Source organism: Streptomyces sp. NEAU-YJ-81 (assembly GCF_017592595.1).
Lineage (GTDB): Bacteria > Actinomycetota > Actinomycetes > Streptomycetales > Streptomycetaceae > Streptomyces > Streptomyces hygroscopicus_B.
Map to the genome: position 1 here is coordinate 366,895 of NZ_JAGFNO010000006.1, position 23,896 is coordinate 390,790.

The window sequence follows — 23,896 nt, forward strand, 5'->3', positions numbered from 1 at the left end:
CGACAGGCCGATCACCCACCTGTCATCGGCCCCGCACATCTTCTTCACGCCCACCCATCGATCACCCACAGTCACAGCTCGGCGAAGGCGCTCTCGAGGACGTCGAGACCCTCGTTCAGAAGGTCCTCGCCGATCACCAGCGGCGGCAGGAAACGCAGCACATTGCCGTAGGTTCCGCAGGTCAGCACCAGCAGCCCGGCTGAGTGGCACGCCTTGGCGACGGCGGCCGTGGCCTCGGGGTTGGGGTCCTTGGTGCCGGACTTCACCAGTTCGATGGCGATCATGGCGCCGCGGCCGCGGAGGTCGCCGATGATGTCGTACTTCTCCTGCATCGCGGCCAGGCGGCCCTTCATGACCTCCTCGATGCGCTTGGCCTTGGCGTTGAGGTCCAGCTCGCGCATCGTCTCGATCGCGCCGAGCGCCGCCGCGCACGCCACCGGGTTTCCGCCGTAGGTGCCGCCGAGACCGCCGGAGTGCGCCGCGTCCATGATCTCCGCGCGGCCGGTGACGGCGGCGAGCGGCAGACCGCCCGCGATGCCCTTGGCGGTGGTGATCAGGTCCGGGACGATGCCCTCGTCCTCACAGGCGAACCACTGGCCGGTGCGGCAGAATCCGGACTGGATCTCGTCCGCGACGAAGACGATGCCGTTGGTCTTGGCGAACTCCGCGATTCTGGGCAGGAAGCCCTTGGCGGGCTCGATGAAACCGCCCTCGCCGAGGATCGGCTCGATGATGATCGCGGCCACGTTCTCCGCCCCGATCTGCTTGCTGATCATGTCGATGGCCTGGGCCGCGGCCTCCTCGGCGCAGTTCTCCGGACCGGTCAGCCAGCGGTAGGGGTAGGCGAGCGGAACGCGGTAGACCTCGGGCGCGAAGGGACCGAAGCCGTGCTTGTACGGCATGTTCTTGGCGGTGAGCGCCATGGTGAGGTTGGTCCGGCCGTGGTAGCCGTGGTCGAAGACGACGACCGCCTGGCGCTTGGTGTACGAACGGGCGATCTTCACCGCGTTCTCCACCGCCTCGGCGCCCGAGTTGAACAGCGCCGACTTCTTGGCGTGGTCGCCGGGCGTGAGGCGGGCCAGCTCCTCGCAGACCTCCACGTAGCCCTCGTACGGCGTGACCATGAAACAGGTGTGCGTGAAGTCCGCCAGCTGCGCGGACGCCCGGCGCACGACGGCCTCCGCGGAGGAGCCGACGGAGGTCACGGCGATTCCGGAGCCGAAGTCGATCAGCGAGTTGCCGTCCACGTCCTCGATTACACCGCCGCCCGCACGCACGGTGAAGACCGGCAGCACACTCCCCACCCCACCGGCGACCGCCGCGTTCTTACGGGCGAGCAGCTCCTGCGACTTCGGGCCGGGAATGGCGGTGATGACGCGACGCTCCTGGGGGAGGGACGGGCCTCCGGACAGTTCGGTCATGAGGGGCTCCAGGGGAAAGAACAGCGGTTTTAGTCGCAGGCTAGGGGCGCGGCGGCGGATGAGGCATGTTCCGTTCGGGAGCACTGCGCGTGTTGCCTTGTCCGCGACGGCCATAGCCCGGCGGCGGCCTTACGGATCCGGTGACCGCCTTACGGATCCGGTGGCCGCCTTACGGATGCGGCGGCGGCCTTACGGATGCGGCGGCGGCCCTACCGGTGACCGCTTACGGATCCAGTGACCGCTTTAGGGAACCCGCGAGTGAGACGGCACCGCCCGGGTCGCTGAACTCCCCGCGCGGGAACACTAGATTGAGCGATGGCGCGAAAGCCGAGGAACAGCCGGTCAGGGGGCAAGGGGCAGCACATGGACACCGAGGGCACGTTCGACCCACGCAGCACACGCCACAACCCGCTCCCACCCCCGCCTCCGCAATCCCCGCCCTCCTTCCCCACCGCCCCGCCGCCGGTGCCGCCGACCGCGCCCCCGGCGGCCCCTGGCGCGGCCCCGGTACCCGCCCAGGCTCCCGGCGCGCCCCCGGCTCCCGGACCCGCGGCCCGCCCGTCCTTCGTCGCCTGGCTGCGCGCGCCGCGGTCCGAGGCGGCACCGGGGGTGTGGACGTACGAGCACAAGCCGAAGGCGCCGGAGGAGCCGGACCGCATTCCAGGGCGGCGGCTGCTCAGTGGGGCACTGATCTCCGTGCTCTGTGGCTGGCTGGTCTGGTCGCTGCTCTGGAACGGGTACCTGGGTGGCTATTGGCTGTGGCCGCTGGCCCTCCTCACGCCCGACTCCTGGTCCGAAAGCGGCAACGTGGCCTATGTCGTAGCGACGTACACCTACTACGGCCTCTTTCTCTGCGCCATCGCCGTGATCTTCGGCCGCGTCGGCCACTGGTCCGAAGTCTGGCGCCGTTACGTCGCGCCCCTCTTCCGGCGGGCATGGGATGAGCCCGCCCCGGAGGCGGCCGTCGCGGGGCGGCCCGAGGGGGATCCGCTGGAGTGGCCGCACTTGCGGGCCGCCGGGGCGCACAGTGCGGCTGATCGGTTGGCGGCGGACGCACGGGCGGGGGCGATGAATGACGTCGACCATGCCCGGATCGAGCGCGCCTGGCAGTCCGTGCGGGCCGGGAGGAACTCCCTCGCCTCGTTCACCGACACCGTGCTGCGCCACGGCGCCGCCTCGTACGGTCACCCGTCCGGCGCGCGGGATCTGCCCGCCAGGACGGCGCGGCATGATCTCCTCGCGCATCAGGTCCGCCTCGGCACCGCCTCCGACGACCCCCGCAACCCTTACCAGCACCGCGGCGTCGGGCTCGCCCTCGAGCCCGATGTGCTCGCCACCTCGCTGCTGGCCGTCGGGCCGCCCGGTTCGGGGAAGACGGGGCGGATGGTGCGGCCCGTCGTGGAGTCGCTGTGCCTGCAGGCGCTCGCCGGGCAGGTCGCCGTGGTGGCGGTCGGGGCGGCGGGGGCCGGGCTCGGGGCGGACGAGGCGTTCGACGTCGTCGTGAAGATCGGCCGGCCCGACTCCGGCTACGACTTCGACCTCTACGGCGGCACCACCGACCCCGACGAGGCGGCGGGCATCCTCGCCGAGGCCCTGATCGGCGACATGGCCGCCTCGCTGCCCGGCGGGGACAGCCGGCGCGCCGCCACCGCGCTGGCCCAGCTGCTCGGCCCCTACCGCGCCGCCCACGGCCGCTTCCCGTCCGTCCCGGATCTGCGGGAGCTGCTGGACGGTTCCAAGGCGGCCGTCAACGCGCTGCGCGAGGCGCTGGACGAGGCCGGGGAGCGGGCGCAGGCCCGTGAGCTGGAGGCGCGGGTCCGGCAGTCGGGTGCGCCCGGGGACGTGGGCACGCTGCTCGCGGACCGGATCGCGCTGCTGGACCGGCCCGCGTTCGCCGATTTCTTCGACACCACCGGGGACCGCCGCCCGTTCTCCCTCCGGGCCCTCGAACACCCCCTCCGGGTCCGTATCGATCTGCCCGAGCGCGGCCATGCGGAGGCGTCGCGGATGCTGGCGCGGCTGGTCCTGGCGCAGTTCACCGAGTGCGCCGTGGGCCGCGCCGACCGTTCGCTGTTCGCCTGTCTGGTCCTCGACGACGCCTCGCACACCATCACTCCCGAGGCCCTGCGCGGTATCCAGCGGCTCCGTTCCGCCCACGCGGGCGCCGTGCTCACCCTCCGCACCCTCGACGACGTCCCCGAGGCGCTGCGCAGCGCCCTGCTCGGCGCGGTCGGCTGCCGGATGGCCTGCGCCGGGGTGACGACCTGGGACGGGGCGCGGTTCGCGGAGGTGTGGGGGACGGAGTGGGTCGAGACGCGCGACATCACCGACCGGCAGATCATCGCCGAGGAACCGCTCACCAAGGTGCTGCACTTCATCCGTAAGGTCGTCACCGGTAAGGCGGTGACCACGCAGTCGGTGACCGTACGGACGGTGGAGCGCGAGCGCTGGTCCGCGTCAGAGCTGGCCCACGCGGTTCCCGCCGGGCATGCGGTGCTGTCGGTGACCTCCGTAAGGGGCGAGGGCGGGCCGCCGGTGCTGGTGGATCTCCGCGGGTGACCGACCGGTGCCCCAGGCGTTCCTCATTGCCGCAGTCAGCTGTTCTGCTGCGGTTGCCCCGCTCAACGTGACGGGGCGACCGCAGCGTCACGGCCAGACCGGTGGCCGAATCAGGCCGTCAATTCCACGTATTCCTCCATTGAGGCAGAATCGGCAGTAGCCGTTCATACGGAGCGGTGAAGTCGTCGCATTCGCATCGAAGGTGCCATGCCTCCCACGCTCGCCTCACTCGTCCGCCACCCCGGTCTCAAGCTGTCCGTGCTCGCGGGCGAGGACCGGCTGGAGACGCCTGTGCGCTGGGCACATGTCAGCGAGCTCGCCGACCCCGTGCCCTATATGGAGGGCGGCGAGCTGCTCCTGATCACCGCGATGCAGATCGAGGCCGAGGACCCGGAGGAGATGAGCCGCTATGTGCGGCGGCTGGTCGGCGCGGGCGTGGTCGGGCTCGGCTTCGCGCTCGGCGTCAAGTACGCCGAGGTGCCGGCCGCGCTCGCCGCGGCGGCCAAGGAGGAGGGGCTGCCACTGATCGGCGTGCCCCGCCCCACCCCCTTCATCGCGATCAGCAAGGCCGTCTCCGCGGCGATAGCCGCCGACCAGTACCGGGCCGTGACCGCCGGGTTCGAGGCGCAGCGCGAGCTGACCCGCGCCGCCATCGGCGCCGAGGGGCCCGCCGCGCTGCTCGCCCGGCTCGCCGCCCATGTCGACGGCTGGGCCGCGCTCTACGACGTCTCCGGCTCCGTGGTCGCCGCCGCCCCCGACTGGGCCGCGCGCCGCGCCGCCCGGCTCACCGCCGACGTCGAGCGGCTGCGCTCCCGCCCCGGCCCCGCGAGCATCGTGGTCGGCGGGGGCGGCGAGGCCGGGGCCACGGGCGCGGAACCGGCCGAGGACACGGCCGCCGCCGACCGGGTGGAGCTCCAGTCCCTGGGCACCGGGCGCCGTACCACCCGTGGCGTGCTCGCGGTCGGTACGGCTGCGCCGCTGGGCACCGCCGAGCGCTATGCCGTGCACTCCGCGGTCGCGCTGCTGACCCTGACCACCGAGCGTTCCCGCGCCCTGCGGGAGGCCGAGCAGCGGCTCGGCGCCGCCGTGCTGCGGATGCTGCTCGCGGGCGAGCCCGACCATGCGCGGGCGGTCGCCGGGCGGCTGTACGGCGGGCTGCTCGACGCGCCGTTCCGGATGCTGGTCGCCGAGGTGCCGTCCGGCGGCGCGGCCCAGCAGCCCCACACGGCCACGCCCGGAGCGGACGAGGCCCCTCCGGAGCCCTTCGCCGAAGCCACCACCACGGCCACGGGCACGGCCGCGGGTGAGGCCGAGGCGGCCGAGCCCCTCGCCACGCTCACCGACACCATGGAGGCTGCCGCGGCCCGCATCGGCGAGTCGGTGCTGGTGGTGCCGGACGGCGAACGGCTTATCGTGCTGGCCCCCGACGGCGGCGCGGCGGTCGCGGCATGCGCCGAGCACGCCCGGGCCGTCGAGAGCCGCCGCGGCACCAAGGCCCGCCCCCGCGACCGTACGGCCGCCACCGCGCCCCACGGCGACGAGCTCGTCATCGGGCTGTCCGCCCCCGCGGGCCCCATCGCCGCCGCGGCCGCCTACCGCCAGGCCGAGCAGGCGCTGTCGGTGGCGCGCCGCCGTGGCCGGATGCTGGTCGAGCATGAACAGGTCGCGGCGGGTTCCGTGCTGCCCCTGCTCGCCGACGACGCCGTAAGGGCGTTCGCCGACGGCATGCTGCGCGCCCTGCACGAGCACGACGCCACCGGCCGGGGCGATCTGGTCGCCTCGCTGCGCGCCTGGCTCTCCCGGCACGGCCAGTGGGACGCGGCCGCCGCCGACCTCGGAGTCCACCGGCACACCCTGCGCTACCGGATGCGCCGCGTCGAGGAGATCCTGGGCCGCTCCCTGGACGACCCGGACGTCCGTATGGAGCTGTGGCTCGCCCTCAAGGCCACGGCCGCCGGTACCTCGGCCTGAGGCCCGCATCTGCACCACGAGGCGACCGCGTTCGCTCCGGTCACCTCATTCGGGTCACCCTCCTCCCGATCTCCCCCGAATCGGGCACGCCATAGCGGAGCGCCGACGGTCCCGACTGCTACGCCCCGGACAAACGCCGAGCGGGCCGGGCGCGCCTACGGTGGGAGGAGATACACCACTTCAGAAGGGTCGGGATCCGCTGTGCCAGACACAAACGAAGCTGTCACCCACGCGTTCTGGCTCGCCGGCCGCAAGGCGACGGGCGAGAGCACGCTCGAGGTCACCTCGCCCTGGGACGGCCGCCGCGTCGGCGTGGTGAGCGTTCCCACCGATGCACAGATCGAGGAGGCCGTCGCCGCGGCCGACGCGGTGCGCGAGGAGTTCGCCGCGTCCCCCGCGCATGTCCGGGCCGCCGCTCTGGACCATGTGTCGCGCCGTCTCGCCGAGCGCAGTGAGGAGATCGCCCGGCTGATCTCGGATGAGAACGGCAAGCCGATCAAGTGGGCGCGCGGCGAGGTGGGCCGCGCCGTGTCCGTGTTCCGGTTCGCGGCCGAGGAGGCCCGCCGGTTCAACAGCGGGGAGGCCCAGCGGCTGGACACCGACGCCGGTGGGACGGGGCGGCTCGCGCTGACCCGCCGCTTCCCGCGCGGCACGGTGCTCGGCATCGCGCCGTTCAACTTCCCGCTGAACCTGAGTGCCCACAAGGTCGCCCCGGCGATCGCGGTCGGCACGCCGATCATCCTCAAGCCGGCGCCCGCGACCCCGCTGTCCGCGCTGATCCTCGGCGAGCTGCTGGCCGAGACCGAGCTCCCGGCGGGCTCCTGGAGCGTCCTTACGGTGCCCAACGACCGGATGCCCGCGCTGGTTCAGGACGAGCGGTTGCCGGTCATCTCCTTCACGGGTTCGGAGAAGGTCGGCTACGCGATCAAGGAGTCGGTGCCGCTCAAGCACTGCACCCTGGAGCTCGGTGGCAACGGCGCCGCGGTCGTCCTGTCGGACTACGCCTCCGACGCCGACCTCGACTGGGCGGCCACCCGCATCGGCACCTTCTCCAACTACCAGGGCGGACAGTCCTGCATCTCCGTGCAGCGGGTGATCGCGGACGCGTCCGTCTACGAGGAGCTCGTGCCGAAGATCGTCGCGGCCGTCGAGGGGCAGGTCACCGGCGACCCGACCGATGACGCCACCGATGTCGGCCCGCTGATCAGCGAGGACGCCGCCAAGCGTGTCGAGTCCTGGGTCGACGAGGCCGTCCGGGCCGGTGCGAAGCTGCTGACCGGCGGCAAGCGCGAGGGCTCGAACTACGCCCCGACCGTGCTCGCGGACGTCCCCGCGGATGTCAGCCTCTCCTGCGAGGAGATCTTCGGGCCGGTGCTCACCCTGCACAAGGTGACGGACGAGGACGAGGCGTTCGCGGCCGTCAACGACTCCAAGTACGGCCTCCAGGCGGGCGTCTTCACCCGCGAGGTGCGCACCGCCTTCCGCGCCCACCGCGCGCTGGAGGTCGGCGGCGTGATCATCGGCGATGTGCCCTCGTACCGCGCCGACCAGATGCCGTACGGCGGCGCCAAGAAGTCCGGCGTCGGCCGCGAGGGCGTGCGGTACGCGATGGAGGACTACACCTACGAGCGGGTCATGGTCCTCACCGGCCTCGACCTCTGATCCACCCCGCCGGGCCCCGCCCCACTGCGGGGCCCGGCGCAGGGGAAGGCTCGCCCCGGCCGCTCCGGACCCTCAATCCCTCAAACCCTCAACCGGAGAAGCCGAGGCGGGCCAGTCTCAGGCCGCCGCGCAGCGTGATGTGCAGGTCCTGGACGCCGGTCGGCGGCGTGGGCAGGGCGGCGCGGACCGTGGTGTAGGCGTAGCGGCCGCCGGTGGGCGGGACGGCGGCGGTGGCAAGGGTGGTGCCGTCGGCGAGGTGCGCCTCGACCGTCGCGTCATCCCCCGCCCCGGCCGCGGCCGCGTCGCGCGCCGCCTCGATGGTCAGCGACGTGGCGCCCGTGCCGAAGTCGCAGGCGCGGAAGAGCAGTCGGCCGACCGCGTCATCACGGCAGGCCACCGCGTCCCCGCGGACCTTGGTGCGGTCCACCAGCACGATCCCGTCCGCCGCGTCGTAGTCCGCGGCCTCCAGACCGCGCCGCAGCACCGGGCGCGGCGCGGGCGGCGGCCCCTCGACCGTGACGGTGGCGGTGGCACGGAGATCCGCGCTGGACGCGCCCGCGTGGATCTCGTACGTACCCGGGTCGACGGTCCAGCGGCCGTGCGCCACATCCCAGAAGCCCAGCGCGTCCTCGACCGGCACGGTGAAGAACAGTCGCACCCTCTCGCCCCGGCGCAGCCGCACCCGGCGGTGGGCGATCAGCCGGCGGTGCGGCAGCGGGACCCGCGACCCCGGCGCGCTCGCGTAGATCTGCACGACCTCGTCGCCGTCGTACGGACCGGAGTTGGCGATCTCGCACTCCACGGTGAGCCCCGCCTCCCGCCGCACCGACAGCTCGCCGTAGCTGAAGTCGGTGTACGACAGGCCGTGTCCGAAGGGGAAGAGCGGGGTGCCGTCGAAGTACAGATAGGTGGCGCGCGAGGCGATGATGTCGTAGTCGAGCAGGTCCGGCAGATCGTCGTGGGAGGCGTACCAGCTCTGCGGCAGCCGCCCCGCCGGTGAGACGTCCCCGAACAGCACCCGGGCCAGCGCCGTGCCCGCCGCCTGGCCGCCGTGCGCCGTCCACAGCAGCGCGGGCAGTGCGTCGGCCGCCTCCCCGACCGCGTAGGGATAGCTGGACGTCAGCACCAGCGCGGTCCGCGGATTGGCGGCGTGGGCCGCGCGCCACAGCCGCTCCTGCTGGGCGGGCAGGGCGAGGGTGGTGCGGTCCTCGGTCTCCCGGCCGCCGATATGCGGATCGTTGCCCGCCACGACCACCACGGCGTCCGCCCGCGCGGCGGCGCGGGCCACCGCGTCCTCGCCGCGCTCGACGACCTCCAGCCCGAAGACCGTCCCCTCCGCGCCGCTGTCACGCTCGGCAACCTTCAGCGCGCCCGCGGCGACACAGACGTAGCCGCCCGTCCCCATGTGCCGGAGGAGGTGTCCGTCGCGGTGTGCTTCGAGCGTGAACGTCTCCTGGACCACCCAGCCCCCGGGCCGCTCGGCCGCCGCGCGCACGAAGCCGTCGTCGGCCACGGTCAGATAGCGGCCGGAGGGCGCGCGCAGGGTGAGCACACCGCCGCCCCAGTCGGCCAGGGACAGATCGGTGGGGGTGTCGCCGACGGTCAGCGTGGGCAGATCGGTACGGCCCGCTGCATGGGCAGGGTTGAGCGAGCCTTCGTCTGCCGGTCCCTCGCCCGTGGGCCCTTCGTCCGTGGGCCCTTCGTCCGTGGGCCGCTCGTCCGTCGGCCCCTCGTCCGCCAGCCCCTCCTCCGCCGGACCCTCGCCCTCCGCCGCCGCGTCCGGCACCCGCACCCAACCGGCCGCGGTGCGCAGCCGTACGGTGTCCAGGCCCTCCGCGAATACCACCCGGTCCGCGCCGAGCCGCTCGGCCAGCGCCTCGCGTGGCGAACTGCGCCGGATCAGGCTGCCGCTGTACCAGTCCAGCTTGCACTCGTCCGCGAGCGGACCGACGACCGCGAGGGTGCGGACGCCGCTGTCGGAGAGCGGCAGCAGACCGTCGTTGGCGAGCAGGACGACGGCCTGTTCGGCGGCCTCCAGGGCGAGCGCGCGATGGGCGGGGGTGTCGAAGGCGCCGTCGGTTCCGTCTGCCGACCCGCCAGGTTGGTCGGGCTCCTCGGGCTCCTCGGGCTCGTCGCACTCGTCGAACTCGCCCAGCGCACACCGCATCGTCAGCAGCCGCCGCACCGCCGTGTCCACCGTGGACGCGTCGATCAGCCCGCGCTCCAGGGCGCCCCGCACCCGCGCGATCGTCTTCGACGCGTCCTGGTCGTGGTCGGTGAAGCTGTCCACCCCCGCCAGCAGAGCGGCGGCGATGGCCTCCTCATGGGTGTCGAAGTAGTGCTCGGAGTCGACCAGATTGGACGGCGCGCCCGCGTCGGAGCAGACCACCAGCTCCTGGTCGGTCCAGGTGCGCAACTGCTCGCGCAGATAGGGGGAGACGTGGTTGGGCCGCCCGTTGACCAGGTTGTACGCGGGCATCACCCCGGCCACCGCGCCCGACCGCACCGCCCCGCGGAAGGCGGCCAGATCGTATTCGTGCAGCACCCGCGGCCGTACCGAGGAGGAGGTGGTGTCCCGGTCGGTCTCGTTGTTGTGCGCCAGCCAGTGCTTGAGGACGGGGGCGGTGCGCCAGCGCTCCGGGTGGTCGCCGCGCAGCCCGCGGGCGTAGGCCGTGGCCAGGGCCGAGGTGAGACACGGATCCTCGGCGTACCCCTCCTCGTTGCGGCCCCAGCGCGGATCGCGCAGCAGATTCACCGTCGGCGACCACACATTGAGGCCCACCCGCGGATCGCGTGCGCGCATGGCCCGTGCCTCGCGGCCGACCGCCTCGCCGACGCGCCGCACCAGCTCCGGGTTCCAGGTCGCGCCGAGCCCGACGGCCTGGGGAAAGACGGTCGCCGGACCCATCCAGGCGACACCGTGCAGCGCCTCCTGCCCGGTACGGAATGGCGCGAGGCCGAGCCGCTCCACTCCGGGCGCGAACTGGTGCAGCATCGCGATCCGTTCATCGAGCGTGAGCCGGGCCAGCAGATCCGCCACGCGCGTACGCACCGGCAGCCGCGTATCGCGAAACGGCGGACGCGTGATCAGACCACCGTCATCACTCATCACGGATACCGATCCCCTTACCCAGAGTTCGTCGGAGACGTGCCGCACGACGTGATGCATCATCAATTCGAAGCGCTTCGATGCTGGAGGCGCCACACCGACCCTGTCAAGGCTCAACGGGTCAACGGGTCAATGGCCCGCAAGCGCCACCACGGTTGCCCAGATCCTCGATCGCCAGACACCCAACGGCACATTTCGACACCGCTCTTGCGCGACCTCACCCCCCGACTTAACCTCAGCGCAATATCGAAGCGCTTCGACCATCGGTCGTACGGCGGGCACGCCACGAAGGGTTGACGCACATGTCGAACTCCCAGGCTTCGGCCTCCACTTCCGCTCCCAGCCGAAGAACCTTCCTGGCCTCCACGGCGGTTGCCGCGGCGTCCGTCGCGGGAGGGATACCGCTGCTGTCCGGGTGCTCCACCGAGGAGGGCTCCGGCAAGGGCGGCACCACCTCCGGCAAGGAGCTGAAGAACCTGCTGCCGACCTATGTGGCCTCGACGGTGGCGGACCCGGACATCCCCAGCGTCAACGGCTCCAGCCCCGGCTACACCAAGGCCCCGCCCGCCGCCGACCTGGTCGCCTCCGTGAAGGACAAGCCCGGCCACGGCGGCGGCTACACGATGTTCGAACCGCTGTGGGGCACGCCGCCGCCCAAGAACAACGCCTACTACAAGGCGGTCAACGACGCGCTCGGCGCCAAGATCAGCCTGCAGCCGCAGGACGGCAACACCTACGGCGAGAAGCTCGGCGCCGTCCTCGCCTCCGGCGATATCGCCGATATCGTGATGATCCCGCTATGGGAGATGGGCGGGCGGATCCATGGCGCGGTCAGCGCCAAATTCGCCGATCTGGGCCCGTATCTCTCCGGCGACAAGGTCAAGAAATATCCGAACCTCGCCGCCATTCCCACCGCCGCCTGGCAGATGTCCGTCTTCGGCGGCAAGCTCCGTGGGCTGCCGATGCCCTCCCGCCCGCTCACCGGCGTCATTCCGTACTACCGCGAGGATATTTTCGCCAAGGAGGGCTACCAGGTCCCGAAGAGCCCGGCGGAATTCCTCGCTCTGGCCAAGGAGATCACCCGGCCCAAGAGCAAGGTATGGGCCTGCGACGACATGTGGTGGTCGGCGCAGCGGTTCTTCGGCTGCCCGGGGGAGAAGCCGTACTACTGGGTCGAGAAGGACGGCAAGCTGGTCCACAAGGTCGAGACGGAGAACTATCTCGAGGCCCTGGAATGGTGCCGCAAGCTCTTCGCCAAGGGCTATGTGCACCCCGACGCGGTCGCGGGCAAGGGCAATGACGCGCTGACCCGCTTCACCTCCGGCCAGACGCTCCTCTACAACGACGGCGACGCCAAGTGGTACGGCGCCACCTTCGAACAGGCCGGGCCGAACCCCGAATTCAAGATCCAGGGAATGGACTGGTTCGGTCCCGACGGCGGCGACCCGGTCCTCTATCTCGACCCGCCCGCCCAGATCTGGTCCTTCCTCAACAAGAACCTCTCCAAGGACGAGATCGAGGAAATCCTCGCCCTCGCGAACTTCATCGCCGCGCCCTTCGGCACCAAGGAACAGCGCCTCATCGACTACGGCGTCGAAGGCGTGCACCACGACATGAAGAAGGGGGTGCCGGTCAAGAACGCCACGGGCGTCCGGGACGTCCAGGATACCTACCGCTTCATCGCCTCCCCGCAGGCGAGCGTCGCCTATCCGGACTTTCCGCAGATGGTCGAGGACTACTGCGGCTGGATGCAGCGGATGGGCAAGTTCGCCAGGAAGCCGCTCTTCTACGGGATGCAGATCCAGGAGCCCAACCGCTACGCCTCGCTCTACACGCCCTTCGAGGACCTCGCCAAGGACGTCACCCGCGGCCGTAAGTCCATCAAGGACGCCCAGCAGGCCATCGGCGACTGGCGCGGCGGTGGCGGTGACCGGCTCCGCGACTGGTACGCGAAGCTTCTCGACAAGAACGGCAGCGGCGCCTGATGACGCTGGACATCCGCGGCCGGGCCACGAGCCGCCGGAACAGAGGCGGCCCGACCAAGGGCCCCGGCCGCGCGAAGGCCCGTGGCGCTTCGCCGGGTCGCGGGGTCCCGACGGGCCGCGGCGGATGGTGGCACCGGCTGCGCCGGGACCGCGCCCTGCTGCTGATGACCGCGCCCGCCGTCGGTCTGCTGCTGTTCACCTACGTCCCGCTGATCTGGACCACCGTCGCCTTCAAGGATTACGACCCGTTCACCCAGGGGCTGTGGACCAGCCCCTGGGTGGGCTTCGACAACTTCACCCTCCTCTTCGAGGACAGCCGCTTCTGGGACGCCTTCGCCAACACCCTCTCCATCACCTTCATCCAGCTGGTGCTGTTCTTCCCGGTGCCCATCGCGCTGGCGCTGCTGCTCAACAGCGTGCTCAGCGACAGGGTCCGCGGCCTGGTGCAGTCGATCCTGTACCTGCCGCACTTCTTCTCCTGGGTGCTGGTCGTCACGATCTTCCAGCAGATGCTCGGCGGCGCCGGGCTGCTCGCCCAGCAGTTGCGCGCCCATGGGCATGAGGGCTTCGACCTGATGACCGACCCGGCGGTGTTCAAGTTCCTGATCACCGCCCAGCTGGTGTGGAAGGACGCGGGCTGGGGCGTGATCGTCTTCCTGGCCGCCCTCTCCGCCGTCAACCAGGACCTCTACGAGGCCGCGGCGGTGGACGGCGCGAACCGCTGGCGCCGGATGTGGCACGTCACCCTGCCCGCGCTGCGCCCCGTGGTCGCCCTGCTGCTGGTGCTGCGCGTCGGCGACTCGCTGACCGTCGGCTTCGAGCAGATCCTGCTCCAGCGCGACGCGGTGGGGCCCGGCGCCTCGGAGGTCTTCGACACCTATGTGTGGTGGGTCGGCATCGCCAACACCGACTACGGGATCGCCGCCGCCGGCGGGCTGATCAAGGGCCTCTTCAGCCTGGTGCTGGTGCTGATCGCCAACAAAGTCGCCCATATGCTCGGCGAGCAGGGGGTTTACCGGAAATGACCGTGACCGAGCGGACCCCGGCCCCGCCCACCCCCACCGCCCCGCCGCCGCGGCGGCGCGGCAGCGAGAGGCGCCCGGTGTGGGAGGAGGAGCCCGGCAAGGTCGGCCAGGGGCTGAAGGGGGTCACCCTGACCGGGGTGTGTCTGGTGATCCTCGGCCCGCTGTGGGTGGTGATCGTCACCAGCCTCTCCGACCAGAGGACCATCACCGACGCCGGGGGACTGGTGATCGTCCCCAAGGCGATCACCTTCCGGGCCTACACCGAGCTGCTGAGCGGTGGCACGGTGACCCGCGCGACGCTCGTCAGCCTCGCGCTCACCGCCGTGGGCACCGTGATCAGCACCGTGGTCTCGGTCCTGTGCGCCTACGGACTGTCCCGCTCGGGGTCCTTCCTGCACCGGCCGATCCTGATGGTGCTGCTGATCACCATGTTCTTCAACGCCGGTCTCATCCCCACGTATCTGCTGGTCACCGGCGTCGGCCTGGAGGGCAGCTACTGGTCGATGATCCTGCCCGGGGCCGTCTCGGTCTTCAATGTCCTGGTGCTGCGGGCGTTCTTCCAGAACATCGCGCCGGAGCTGATCGACAGTGCCCGGATCGACGGCGCGGGGGAGTGGCGGATCCTGCTGCGCATCGTGCTGCCGCTGTCGAAGGCCGTGATCGCGGTGGTCTCGCTGTTCTACGCGGTGGGCTACTGGAGCCAGTGGTTCAACGCCATGCTCTACCTCAACGACCAGGACAAATGGCCGCTGCAGATGATCCTGCGCCAGTTGGTGATCAAGCAGCAGGCGCCGCAGGGCATGTCCCAGATGATCTCCACCCAGCAGATCCCCGGCCTGGCCGTGCAGATGGCCGTCATGGTGCTCGCGCTGATCCCCGTCGCGGTGCTCTACCCCTTCGTCCAGAAGCACTTCACCAAGGGCATGCTCACCGGCGCCGTCAAGGGCTGACGCCGGTTGCCCCCGTTCCCAGCCGACCCGAGACGGGAGCCGGTATGCCCGACCTGAACGACGCCACCCGCGGCCGCATCCTCTACGGCGGCGACTACAACCCCGAACAGTGGCCCGAGAGCGTCTGGCACGACGACATCCGGCTGATGCGCCGGGCGGGCGTCACCACCGTCACCCTCGGCGTCTTCTCCTGGGCCCGGCTCGAACCCCGCCCCGGCGCACGGGACTTCGGCTGGCTGGACCGCGTCATGGACCTGCTCCACGACGGCGGGATCGAGGTGTGCCTGGCCACCCCGACCGCCTCCCCGCCGCCCTGGATGGGCTCCCGCCACCCCGAGACCCTGCCGCGCGACGAGACCGGCTCGGTCGTCTGGTACGGCTCACGGAACCAGTTCTGCGCCTCGTCCCCCGTCTACCGCGACTACGCGCTGCGCATCACCGAGGATCTGGCCGACCGCTATGGCGGACATCCGGCCCTGCGGATGTGGCATGTCGGCAACGAGTACGGCACCCACTGCTGGTGCGATGAGACCGCCCGGCACTTCCGCCGCTGGCTGCGCGCGCGGTACGGCGGCCTGGACGCCCTCAACGAGGCGTGGGGGACGGCCTTCTGGAGCCAGCGCTATGACTCCTGGGAGGAGATCATCCCGCCGCGCCGCGCCCAGTACATGATCAACCCCGGTCAGGGGCTGGACTTCCGCCGCTTCACCAGCGACGCCCTGCTGGAGTGCTTCACCGCCGAACGCGACGCGCTGGCCGCACGCACCCCGCGCATCCCCGTGACCACCAACTTCATGCCGCTGTTCATCGGCCAGGACGGCTGGGCCTGGGCGGCGGAGGAGGACGTGGTCTCCGTCGACCTCTACCCCGACCCCAAGGACCCGCACGCGGCGGCGTACGGGGCGATGGTCCAGGATCTGACCCGTTCCCAGGCGGGCGGCCCCTGGGTCCTCATGGAGCAGGCCGCGGGCCCGGTCAACTGGCGCGGCGTCAACCACCCCAAGCCGGACGGGCTGATGCGGCTGTGGTCCCTGCAGGCCGTCGCGCGCGGCGCCGACGGGATCTGCTTCTTCCAGTGGCGGCAGTCCCGGCAGGGCAGCGAGAAGTTCCACTCCGGGATGGTCCCGCACGCCGGTGAGCACAGCCGCACCTTCGCGCGGGTGCGTGACCTCGGCGCCGAGCTGCGCGAACTGGCCCCGGTCACCGGCTCGGACGTCCCCGCGCGGGCCGCGATCCTGCACGACTGGCACTCTTGGTGGGCCACCGTCCAGGACGGCCGACCCTCCTCCCAGGTCCCCTACGAAGGGCTGCTGCGCGCCTGGCACCGGGCCCTGTGGGAGCGGAACCTCACCACCGACTTCGCCCATCCGCACGCCGACCTCACCGACTATGCCCTCGTCGCCGTCCCCCAGCTGTATCTGCTGAGCGACGAGGCGCTGGACAACCTCGCGGCGTATGTGCGCGGCGGCGGCACCCTCGTCTGCGGCTTCTTCACGGGCGTCGCCGACGAGGACGACCGGGTGCGCCCCGGCGGCGTGGACCGGCGGCTCCGTGAGCTTCTCGGCATCCGTACGGTCCACGAGTGGTGGCCGCTGGACGAGGGCGAGACGCTCGACGCCGAAGGCGCCTGGCTCGGCCCGTTCCACGGCACCGGCTGGTCCGAGGACCTGGAGCCGTCCACCGCCGAACCGGTCGCCCGGGTCAAGGGCGGTGAGCTCGACGGCCGCCCCGCCGTGACCCGTCACGCCTACGGCGCCGGGACCGCCTGGTACGTCTCCACCCTCCCCGAACCCGCAGCCCTGCGCGCGCTGCTCGCCCGTGCCGCCGAGGAGGCGGGGCTGGCACCGGCGCTGCCCGGTCTCCCCGAGGGCGTCGAGGCGGTGGAGCGCGGCCCGTATCTCTTCCTCCTCAACCACGGCCGCACCCCGGCGGCCGTCCCCCTGCCGTCCCCGCGGACGGATCTGCTCACCGGACGTGCGCACCACACCGGCGTCCGGCTCGACCGCTTCGCGGTCATGGTCCTGGCTCCGCCCGAATCCCGCCGTCCGGCCCTCCACCCGAAGGGACAAGTCCCGTGCGACGAACCGCCCGAACGCTCTTCCTGACCCCGCTGATCGCGTTACTCGCGCTGATCGGCTTCGCCGCCGCCCCCGCCCAGGCCGCCACCTGGTCCTCCTCGGACCAGTGGGGCACCTGGTCCAACGGCGGCTACACCCTCTACAACAACATCTGGGGCTCCGGCGCCGGAGCCCAGAGCATCTGGGCCAACTCCTTCAGCGACTGGGGAGTGTGGGCCAACCACCCGAACACCGGCGGCATCAAGTCCTACCCCAACGCCAAGAAGGTCGTCGGCAAGAAGATCAGCGCCATCTCCACCCTCACCAGCACCTACAACGTCACCGTGCCGTCCTCGGGCGCGTACAACACCTCGTACGACATCTGGGACACCAACTACGACTACGAGATCATGCTCTGGGTCAACAAGACCGGCCCGGTGGGCCCGCTCGGCACCGCCCAGGGCAATGTCTCCCTCGGCGGCCACACCTGGAGCGTCTACAAGGGCAGCAACGGGGCCAACGAAGTCTTCTCGTTCATCCGCACCTCGAACTCCACCTCCGGCTCCGTGGACATCAAGCCCATCGTGAACTGGATCAAGAACACCAAGGGCTGGTTCGGCGATGTGACCATCGGCGACGTCCAGTTCGGGTACGAGATCACCTCCTCGGCCGGCGGTCTGGACTTCCGGACCAACAGCTTCGGAGTGAGCGCGAGCTGATGCCCCCGTACCGCCGCCGCCCTCCCGCGCGGCGGCGGTACGCCACCGGGCCCGCGGGGGTAAGGAGGCGCCGGGTTCCGGGCCCGCGGGGTCAGGAGGTGCCGGGTGCCGGGCCCGAGCTGGCCCGTACGGTCAGCTCCGGGGCCAGCAGGGTCACCTGCTCCTCAAGGGGCTGCCCCTCCAGCTTCGCCACCGCCAGCTCCACCGCGCGCCGCCCCATCTCCTGCGCCGGGATGGCCACCGAGGTGAGCCGTACCGACGCCTGGGTGGCCACCTGCTCGGGGCAGACGGCGACCACCGAGACGTCCTCGGGCACCGCGCGCCCCTGCCGCCGCAACAGGCTGAGCAGCGGATCGATGGCCGCCTCGTTCTGCACCACGAAGCCGGTGGTGCCGGGCCGCTCGTCGAAGATCCGGGACAGGGTGCCGTCCATGGACTCGTAGCTGCCCTCGCACGGGCGGTGCAGCAGCCGCAACCCCAGCTCACCGGCGCGGCGCCGCAGCCCCTCCAGGGTCCGCTCGGCGAAGCCGGTGTGGCGCTCATAGACGGCCGCGGCCTCGCCCACGACGGCGATCTCCCGGTGGCCGAGCTCCGCCAGATGCTCGGCGCACAGTGCGCCGGTGGCGGTGAAGTCCAGATCGACGCAGGTCAGGCCGACGGTGTCGGCGGGCAGCCCGATCAGTACGGTGGGCTGGCGGGCCGCGTGCAGCAGCGGCAGCCGCTCGTCCTCCAGCTCCACATCCATCACGATCATGGCGTCGGCGAGCCCGCTGCCGGTCACCCGGCGAACCGCCGCCGGGCCCTCCTCGCCGGTGAGCAGCAGCACGTCATAGCCGTGGGAGCGGGCGGTGGTGGCGACCGCGATGGCGATCTCCATCATGACCGGCACATACATGTCCGTCCGCAGTGGCACCATGAGCGCGAGGATGTTGGAGCGGCTGCTGGCCAGGGCGCGGGCTCCGGCGTTCGGGTGGTAGCCCAGCTCCTTGATGCTGTGCTCGACGCGCTCGCGCGTGGGGGCGGAGATCGACCGCTTGCCGCTGAGGACATAGCTCACCGTGCTGGCGGAGACTCCGGCGTGGCGGGCGACCTCGGCGAGGGTGACCATGCGGGGCGACTCCATCCGATGGGATTGCGAGGAGAAGAGAAGAAGGCGAGACGAATCAGTGAAGCGCTTCGACGCATGGTCGAGCCTCTTCCCGCTGGCCATGCGGATTGACAGTAGACCTGTAGTGCAGAGCTGTCCAGAGTTATCGAAGCGCTTCGACTGGGCTTCGACGCCACTTAGGCACCCCTCGTGCGCCCCCTGAGTCCCACGGCTGTGGCAATCCCGTTCCATCCTCCCGATTGCGGCGTCCTCCCGCTTTGCCGACCGGTCGGACCGGAGGCACACTGGCAGCGGTACGTGCCGGTAATGTCACGAGATCGTCATTCGCGGCAAGGGAGCACCGATGACCGCATCCTCCGTCAGGCCGGTGTCCGAGCGTGAAGCGCGCCAGGTCGCCGAGGCCGCACGCGAACAGGTATGGCACAAGCCCAGCTTCGCCAAGGAGCTCTTCCTCGGCCGCTTCCGACTCGACCTGATCCATCCGCACCCCGCCCCCGCCCCGGATGATGTGCGCCGTGGCGAGACCTTCCTCGCCAAGCTCGGCGAGTTCTGCGAGACGCAGGTGGACGCCGCCCGCATCGAGCGCGAGGCCCAGATCCCCGACGAGACCATCCAGGGGCTCAAGGAACTCGGCGCGCTCGGCATGAAGATCGACACCAAGTACGGCGGCCTCGGTCTCACGCAGGTCTACTACAACAAGGCCCTCGCCCTGGCCGGCTCCGCCAGCCCGGCGATCGGCGCCCTGCTCTCCGCCCACCAGTCCATCGGCGTACCGCAGCCGCTGAAGCTCTTCGGCACCCAGGAGCAGAAGGGCCGCTTCCTGCCGCGCTGCGCCCGCACCGACATCTCGGCCTTCCTGCTCACCGAGCCGGACGTGGGCTCCGACCCGGCCCGCCTCGCCACCACCGCCGTGCCCGACGGCGACGACTACCTCCTCGACGGCGTCAAGCTGTGGACCACCAACGGCGTGGTCGCCGACCTCCTGGTGGTGATGGCCCGGGTGCCGCGCTCCGAGGGCCGTAAGGGCGGCATCACCGCGTTCGTAGTCGAGACCGCCTCCGAGGGCGTCACCGTCGAGAAGCGCAACGCCTTCATGGGGCTGCGCGGCCTGGAGAACGGTGTCACCCGCCTCCACCAGGTCCGCGTCCCGGCCGCCAACCGGATCGGCCCCGAGGGCGCCGGCCTCAAGATCGCGCTGACCACGCTCAACACCGGACGGCTGTCGCTGCCCGCGATGTGCGCGGGCGCCGGCAAGTGGTGCCTGAAGATCGCCCGCGAATGGTCCGCCGCCCGTGAGCAGTGGGGCAAGCCCATCGCCGAGCACGAGGCCGTCGGCGCCAAGATCTCCTTCATCGCGGCGACCACCTTCGCCCTGGAGGCCGTCATCGACCTCGCCTCCCAGATGGCCGACGAGGACCGCAACGACATCCGCATCGAGGCGGCACTCGCCAAGCTCTACGGCAGCGAGATGGCCTGGCTGATGGCCGACGAACTGGTCCAGATCCGCGGCGGCCGGGGCTATGAGACCGCGGCCTCGCTGGCCGCCCGCGGGGAGCGGGCCGTCCCCGCCGAGCAGATGCTCCGCGATCTGCGCATCAACCGGATCTTCGAGGGCTCGACCGAGATCATGCATCTCCTCATCGCCCGCGAGGCCGTGGACGCCCATCTGTCGGTGGCGGGCGATCTCATCGACCCCGACAAGTCCCTGCAGGACAAGGGCAAGGCGGCCGCCAAGGCCGGCGGCTTCTACGCCCGCTGGCTGCCAGGACTGCTCGCCGGGCCCGGCCAACTGCCCCGCGCCTACCCGGAGTTCCACCCGGCCAACCATCGGGACCTCTCACCGCATCTGCGCTATGTGGAGCGCTCGGCGCGCAAGCTGGCCCGCTCGACGTTCTACGCCATGTCCCGCTGGCAGGGCCGGATGGAGACCAAACAGGGCTTCCTCGCCCGGATCGTGGACATCGGCGCGGAGCTGTTCGCGATGAGCGCGGCCTGCGTACGGGCCGAGATGCTGCGCTCGCGCGGTGACCACGGCGTCGCGGCCTACCAGCTGGCCGACGCGTTCTGCGGGCAGGCCAGGATCCGCGCCGACGAGCTCTTCGGGCGGCTGTGGACCAACACCGACGACCTCGACCGCAAGGTGGTCTCCGGGGTGCTCTCCGGGGCGTACGAGTGGCTCGAGCAGGGCGTTCTCGACCCCAGCGGCGACGGCCCCTGGATCGCCGACGCCACCCCCGGCCCGACCGCCGCACAGAACGTCCACCGCCCCATCCACTGAGGAGCGGCCGAGGAGTCACCGAGGAATCAGTGAAGAGGACCGAGGAGTCACTGAAGAGGACCGAGGAGTCACTTCGGAGGCCGCTGGAGCCCGTGATCGCCGTAACCCGGGGCATGTCCCCGAGCCGTCATCCCTTGCCGCCACAATGGGGGGATGACGGAATCCCTGGCTGACCCGCATCTGCGCTTTCCAGCGGCCACCGCCGCGGAGAGCGTGCGCGACATCGTGATCCTGGGCTCCACCGGTTCGATCGGCACCCAGGCCATCGACGTGGTGGTGCGCAACCCCGACCGCTTCCGCGTGACCGGCCTGTCCGCCGCCGGGGGACGGGCCGGGCTCCTCGCCGAGCAGGCCCACCTGCTGCGGGTGGACAGGGTGGCGGTTGCCCGTCCGGAGGCGGTGCCCGAGGTGCGCGAGGCGCTGAGCGCGCTCTACGGAGCCGGTGAGCCGCTCCCCGAGATCCTGGCGGGGCCCGACGCGGCCACCGAGCTCGCCCGCTCCCAGTGCCACACCGTGCTCAACGGCATCACCGGCTCCATCGGCCTGGCGCCGACCCTGGCCGCCCTGGAGGCGGGCCGGGTGCTGGCGCTGGCCAACAAGGAGTCGCTCATCGTCGGCGGCCCCCTGGTCAAGGCCGTCGCCAAGCCCGGCCAGATCGTCCCCGTCGACTCCGAGCACTCCGCGCTCTTCCAGGCGCTGCTCGGCGGCGCCCGCGAGGAGGTCCGCAAGCTGGTCGTCACCGCCTCCGGCGGCCCGTTCCGCGGCCGGACGAAGCGGGAGCTGGCCTCGGTCACCCCGGAGCAGGCGCTGGCCCACCCCACCTGGGACATGGGCCCGGTGGTCACGATCAACTCCGCGACCCTCGTCAACAAGGGCCTCGAGGTCATCGAGGCCCATCTGCTGTACGACATTCCCTTCGAGCGGATTGAGGTGGTGGTCCACCCTCAGTCGTATATCCACTCGATGGTTGAATTCACCGATGGCTCGACGCTCGCCCAGGCGAGCCCGCCGGATATGCGGATGCCCATCGCGCTCGGCCTCGGCTGGCCCGAGCGGGTGCCGGACGCCGCGCCCGGCTGTGACTGGACCAAGGCCCACACCTGGGAGTTCTTTCCGCTCGACACCGAAGCGTTCCCCTCGGTCGGCCTCGCCCGCCATGTCGGCGACCTCGGCGGCACCGCCCCGGCCGTCTTCAACGCGGCGAACGAGGAGTGCGTGGACGCGTTCCTTGACGGAAAGCTGCCTTTCAACGGAATCGTCGATACGGTCGCCGAGGTGGTGGCCGAGCACGGCACCCCCGCCGTGGGAACCCGGCTCACCGTCGCGGACGTCCTCGAGGCTGAGACATGGGCCCGCGCCCGCGCAACGGAACTGGCCGCCAGAGCGGCGAAGGCGACCCCGGAGGCTCGCGCATGACGACACTGATGACGGTCCTCGGCATAGTGGTGTTCGCCGTCGGCCTGCTGATCTCGATCGCCTGGCATGAGCTCGGTCATCTCTCCACGGCCAAGCTCTTCGGCATCCGGGTCCCGCAGTACATGGTCGGCTTCGGGCCGACGATCTTCTCCCGCAAGAAGGGAGACACCGAGTACGGCATCAAGGCGGTCCCGTTCGGCGGCTATATCCGCATGATCGGGATGTTCCCGCCGGGCGACGACGGCAAGCTCACCGCCCGCTCCACCTCCCCCTGGCGCGGCATGATCGAGGACGCCCGGTCGGCCGCCTTCGAGGAGCTGCAGCCCGGCGACGAGAACCGCCTCTTCTACACGCGCAAGCCGTGGAAGCGCGTGATCGTCATGTTCGCCGGGCCCTTTATGAACCTGGTCCTCGCGGTGGTGATCTTCCTCGGCGTGATGATGAGCTTCGGCGTCAACACCCAGACCACCAGCGTGGGCACGGTCTCCCAGTGCGTGGTCGCGGCCTCGTCCGCCACCGACAAGTGCCCCAAGACCGCCAAGGACTCCCCGGCCAAGGCCGCCGGTCTGCAGCCGCGGGACAAGATCATCGCCTTCAACGGGCACCGCACCCCGGACTGGGGCGCGCTCCAGAAGGACATCCGCGAGACCACCGGCCCCGCCACGATCACCATCGAGCGGGACGGCGTCCGCAAGACCCTGCACGCCAACCTCATAGAGAACCAGGTCGCCAAGTCCGACGGGAACGGCGGCTATGTCGAGGGGGAGTACGTCACCGCCGGCTTCCTCGGCTTCACCCCGGCCAACGGCGTGGTCCAGCAGTCCTTCGGGCAGTCCGTGGACCGCATGGGCGACATGGTCCACGACGGCATCGACTCCATGATCGCGCTGCCCTCGAAGGTCCCGGACCTGTGGAACGCGGCCTTCGGGGACGGCGAGCGCAAGGCCGACTCCCCGATGGGCGTCGTGGGCGCGGCCCGGGTCGGCGGCGAGGTCGCCAGCCTCGACATCCCGCCCTCCCAGCGGATCGCGACCATGCTCTTCCTGGTGGCCGGATTCAACCTCTCGCTGTTCCTGTTCAACATGCTCCCGCTGCTGCCGCTGGACGGCGGCCATATCGCGGGCGCGCTGTGGGAGGCCATCCGGCGCCACACCGCCCGGCTGGTCCGGCGGCCCGACCCCGGGCCGTTCGATGTGGCGAAGATGATGCCGGTCGCCTATGTGATCGCCGGAGTCTTCATCTGCTTCACCCTCCTCGTCCTGGTGGCGGACGTCGTGAACCCCGTGAAAATCTCTTGATGACGCGAGATGTCCTGAAGTTCACCTTTAGGTGGACTTCAGGAGCGCGGTGTGCTGACGCCATCACCGTTGCCGTAATCTCGGAGATCGGAGTCCGCTGATCTCCGGCCACGCACACACCTTCTTGGGGTTACGAACCAGATGACTGCGATTTCGCTAGGAATGCCGTCCGTACCGGCCAAGCTCGCCGAGCGCAGGGTCAGCCGGAAGATCCAGGTCGGTCCGGTGGCCGTGGGTGGCGATGCTCCGGTCTCGGTTCAGTCGATGACGACGACGGTGACGGCGGATATCGGGGCGACGCTGCAGCAGATCGCGGAGCTGACGGCGTCGGGCTGTCA

General features: G+C 71.0%; 15 protein-coding genes. 12 read left to right on the plus strand and 3 right to left on the minus strand.

The genetic code is table 11. The features are described from left to right. Window positions 1–71: 71 nt before the first annotated feature. Window positions 72–1,421, minus strand: a complete 1,350-nt coding sequence (gabT, locus tag J5X86_RS17785; protein WP_208517754.1) for a 4-aminobutyrate--2-oxoglutarate transaminase — start codon at window positions 1,419–1,421, stop codon at window positions 72–74. Between the two features lie 363 nt (window positions 1,422–1,784). Here gabT and J5X86_RS17790 point away from each other — a divergent pair, with 363 nt between their 5' ends. From J5X86_RS17790 to J5X86_RS17800, 3 genes are all read left to right on the plus strand, one after another. After that, window positions 1,785–3,980 carry an ATP-binding protein gene (locus J5X86_RS17790; RefSeq protein WP_208517755.1) on the plus strand — a complete coding sequence of 732 codons (2,196 nt, stop codon included), beginning with the start codon at window positions 1,785–1,787 and terminating at the stop codon, window positions 3,978–3,980. Window positions 3,981–4,187: 207 nt separating this feature from the next. Next, the gene (locus J5X86_RS17795; protein WP_208517756.1) at window positions 4,188–5,951 is read left to right on the plus strand and encodes a PucR family transcriptional regulator; all 1,764 of its coding nucleotides are present in this window, start codon (window positions 4,188–4,190) and stop codon (window positions 5,949–5,951) included. A 201-nt stretch (window positions 5,952–6,152) separates the two neighbouring features. Next, window positions 6,153–7,613: an aldehyde dehydrogenase family protein gene (locus tag J5X86_RS17800; RefSeq protein ID WP_208517757.1), complete on the plus strand. Its 1,461-nt coding sequence runs from the start codon at window positions 6,153–6,155 to the stop codon at window positions 7,611–7,613. An 88-nt stretch (window positions 7,614–7,701) separates the two neighbouring features. Here the strand turns inward: J5X86_RS17800 and J5X86_RS17805 are convergent, their stop codons facing one another. Further along, window positions 7,702–10,722 (minus strand): glycoside hydrolase family 3 C-terminal domain-containing protein, encoded by a 3,021-nt coding sequence (locus J5X86_RS17805; protein WP_208517758.1) that lies wholly within the window; start codon window positions 10,720–10,722, stop codon window positions 7,702–7,704. A gap of 302 nt (window positions 10,723–11,024) precedes the next feature. On the opposite strand from J5X86_RS17805, the gene J5X86_RS17810 reads away from it, so the two are divergent. The 5 genes from J5X86_RS17810 to J5X86_RS17830 are packed head-to-tail and all read left to right on the plus strand — an operon-like array spanning window position 11,025 to window position 17,458. Next, the gene (locus J5X86_RS17810; protein ID WP_208517759.1) at window positions 11,025–12,707 is read left to right on the plus strand and encodes an extracellular solute-binding protein; all 1,683 of its coding nucleotides are present in this window, start codon (window positions 11,025–11,027) and stop codon (window positions 12,705–12,707) included. After that, window positions 12,707–13,732, plus strand: a complete 1,026-nt coding sequence (locus tag J5X86_RS17815) for a sugar ABC transporter permease (protein WP_208517760.1) — start codon at window positions 12,707–12,709, stop codon at window positions 13,730–13,732. The genes J5X86_RS17810 and J5X86_RS17815 overlap by 1 nt, the downstream gene beginning before the upstream one ends. Next, window positions 13,729–14,682, plus strand: coding sequence for a carbohydrate ABC transporter permease (locus tag J5X86_RS17820; protein WP_208517761.1), 954 nt, complete (start codon window positions 13,729–13,731; stop codon window positions 14,680–14,682). Before J5X86_RS17815 ends, J5X86_RS17820 begins: the two co-directional genes overlap by 4 nt. A 44-nt stretch (window positions 14,683–14,726) precedes the next feature. Then, window positions 14,727–16,787 (plus strand): beta-galactosidase, encoded by a 2,061-nt coding sequence (locus J5X86_RS17825; RefSeq protein ID WP_208517762.1) that lies wholly within the window; start codon window positions 14,727–14,729, stop codon window positions 16,785–16,787. Then, window positions 16,757–17,458 carry a hypothetical protein gene (locus J5X86_RS17830; RefSeq protein WP_208517763.1) on the plus strand — a complete coding sequence of 234 codons (702 nt, stop codon included), beginning with the start codon at window positions 16,757–16,759 and terminating at the stop codon, window positions 17,456–17,458. Before J5X86_RS17825 ends, J5X86_RS17830 begins: the two co-directional genes overlap by 31 nt. Before the next feature lie 91 nt (window positions 17,459–17,549). Here J5X86_RS17830 and J5X86_RS17835 read toward each other — a convergent pair whose 3' ends face one another. Then, complete coding sequence (locus J5X86_RS17835; RefSeq protein ID WP_078644055.1) at window positions 17,550–18,566, minus strand: LacI family DNA-binding transcriptional regulator; 1,017 nt, start codon at window positions 18,564–18,566, stop codon at window positions 17,550–17,552. Window positions 18,567–18,909: 343 nt separating this feature from the next. Here J5X86_RS17835 and J5X86_RS17840 point away from each other — a divergent pair, with 343 nt between their 5' ends. The 4 genes from J5X86_RS17840 to J5X86_RS17855 all read left to right on the plus strand — a co-directional run. After that, a complete protein-coding gene (locus J5X86_RS17840) occupies window positions 18,910–20,844 on the plus strand; it encodes an acyl-CoA dehydrogenase family protein (protein ID WP_208517764.1) in 1,935 nt (644 codons plus the stop codon). A gap of 153 nt (window positions 20,845–20,997) precedes the next feature. Next, entirely contained in the window at window positions 20,998–22,260 is a 1,263-nt protein-coding gene (gene dxr / locus J5X86_RS17845) for a 1-deoxy-D-xylulose-5-phosphate reductoisomerase (RefSeq protein WP_208517765.1), read from the plus strand. Continuing rightward, the gene (locus J5X86_RS17850; RefSeq protein WP_078647698.1) at window positions 22,257–23,558 is read left to right on the plus strand and encodes an RIP metalloprotease; all 1,302 of its coding nucleotides are present in this window, start codon (window positions 22,257–22,259) and stop codon (window positions 23,556–23,558) included. Before dxr ends, J5X86_RS17850 begins: the two co-directional genes overlap by 4 nt. Before the next feature lie 141 nt (window positions 23,559–23,699). Then, on the plus strand, window positions 23,700–23,896 hold a 197-nt coding region (locus tag J5X86_RS17855), incomplete at its 3' end, for a flavodoxin-dependent (E)-4-hydroxy-3-methylbut-2-enyl-diphosphate synthase (RefSeq protein ID WP_208517766.1).

Bases quoted from the DNA above. Each gene is read 5' to 3' on its own strand.
- J5X86_RS17810 (WP_208517759.1), top strand. From the start codon at position 11,025: ATGTCGAACTCCCAGGCTTCGGCCTCCACTTCCGCTCCCAGCCGAAGA.
- gabT (WP_208517754.1), bottom strand. From the start codon at position 1,421: ATGACCGAACTGTCCGGAGGCCCGTCCCTCCCCCAGGAGCGTCGCGTC.
- J5X86_RS17820 (WP_208517761.1), top strand. From the start codon at position 13,729: ATGACCGTGACCGAGCGGACCCCGGCCCCGCCCACCCCCACCGCCCCG.
- J5X86_RS17815 (WP_208517760.1), top strand. From the start codon at position 12,707: ATGACGCTGGACATCCGCGGCCGGGCCACGAGCCGCCGGAACAGAGGC.
- dxr (WP_208517765.1), top strand. From the start codon at position 20,998: ATGACGGAATCCCTGGCTGACCCGCATCTGCGCTTTCCAGCGGCCACC.
- J5X86_RS17805 (WP_208517758.1), bottom strand. From the start codon at position 10,722: ATGAGTGATGACGGTGGTCTGATCACGCGTCCGCCGTTTCGCGATACG.
- J5X86_RS17835 (WP_078644055.1), bottom strand. From the start codon at position 18,566: ATGGTCACCCTCGCCGAGGTCGCCCGCCACGCCGGAGTCTCCGCCAGC.
- J5X86_RS17840 (WP_208517764.1), top strand. From the start codon at position 18,910: ATGACCGCATCCTCCGTCAGGCCGGTGTCCGAGCGTGAAGCGCGCCAG.
- J5X86_RS17790 (WP_208517755.1), top strand. From the start codon at position 1,785: ATGGACACCGAGGGCACGTTCGACCCACGCAGCACACGCCACAACCCG.
- J5X86_RS17850 (WP_078647698.1), top strand. From the start codon at position 22,257: ATGACGACACTGATGACGGTCCTCGGCATAGTGGTGTTCGCCGTCGGC.
- J5X86_RS17825 (WP_208517762.1), top strand. From the start codon at position 14,727: ATGCCCGACCTGAACGACGCCACCCGCGGCCGCATCCTCTACGGCGGC.
- J5X86_RS17795 (WP_208517756.1), top strand. From the start codon at position 4,188: ATGCCTCCCACGCTCGCCTCACTCGTCCGCCACCCCGGTCTCAAGCTG.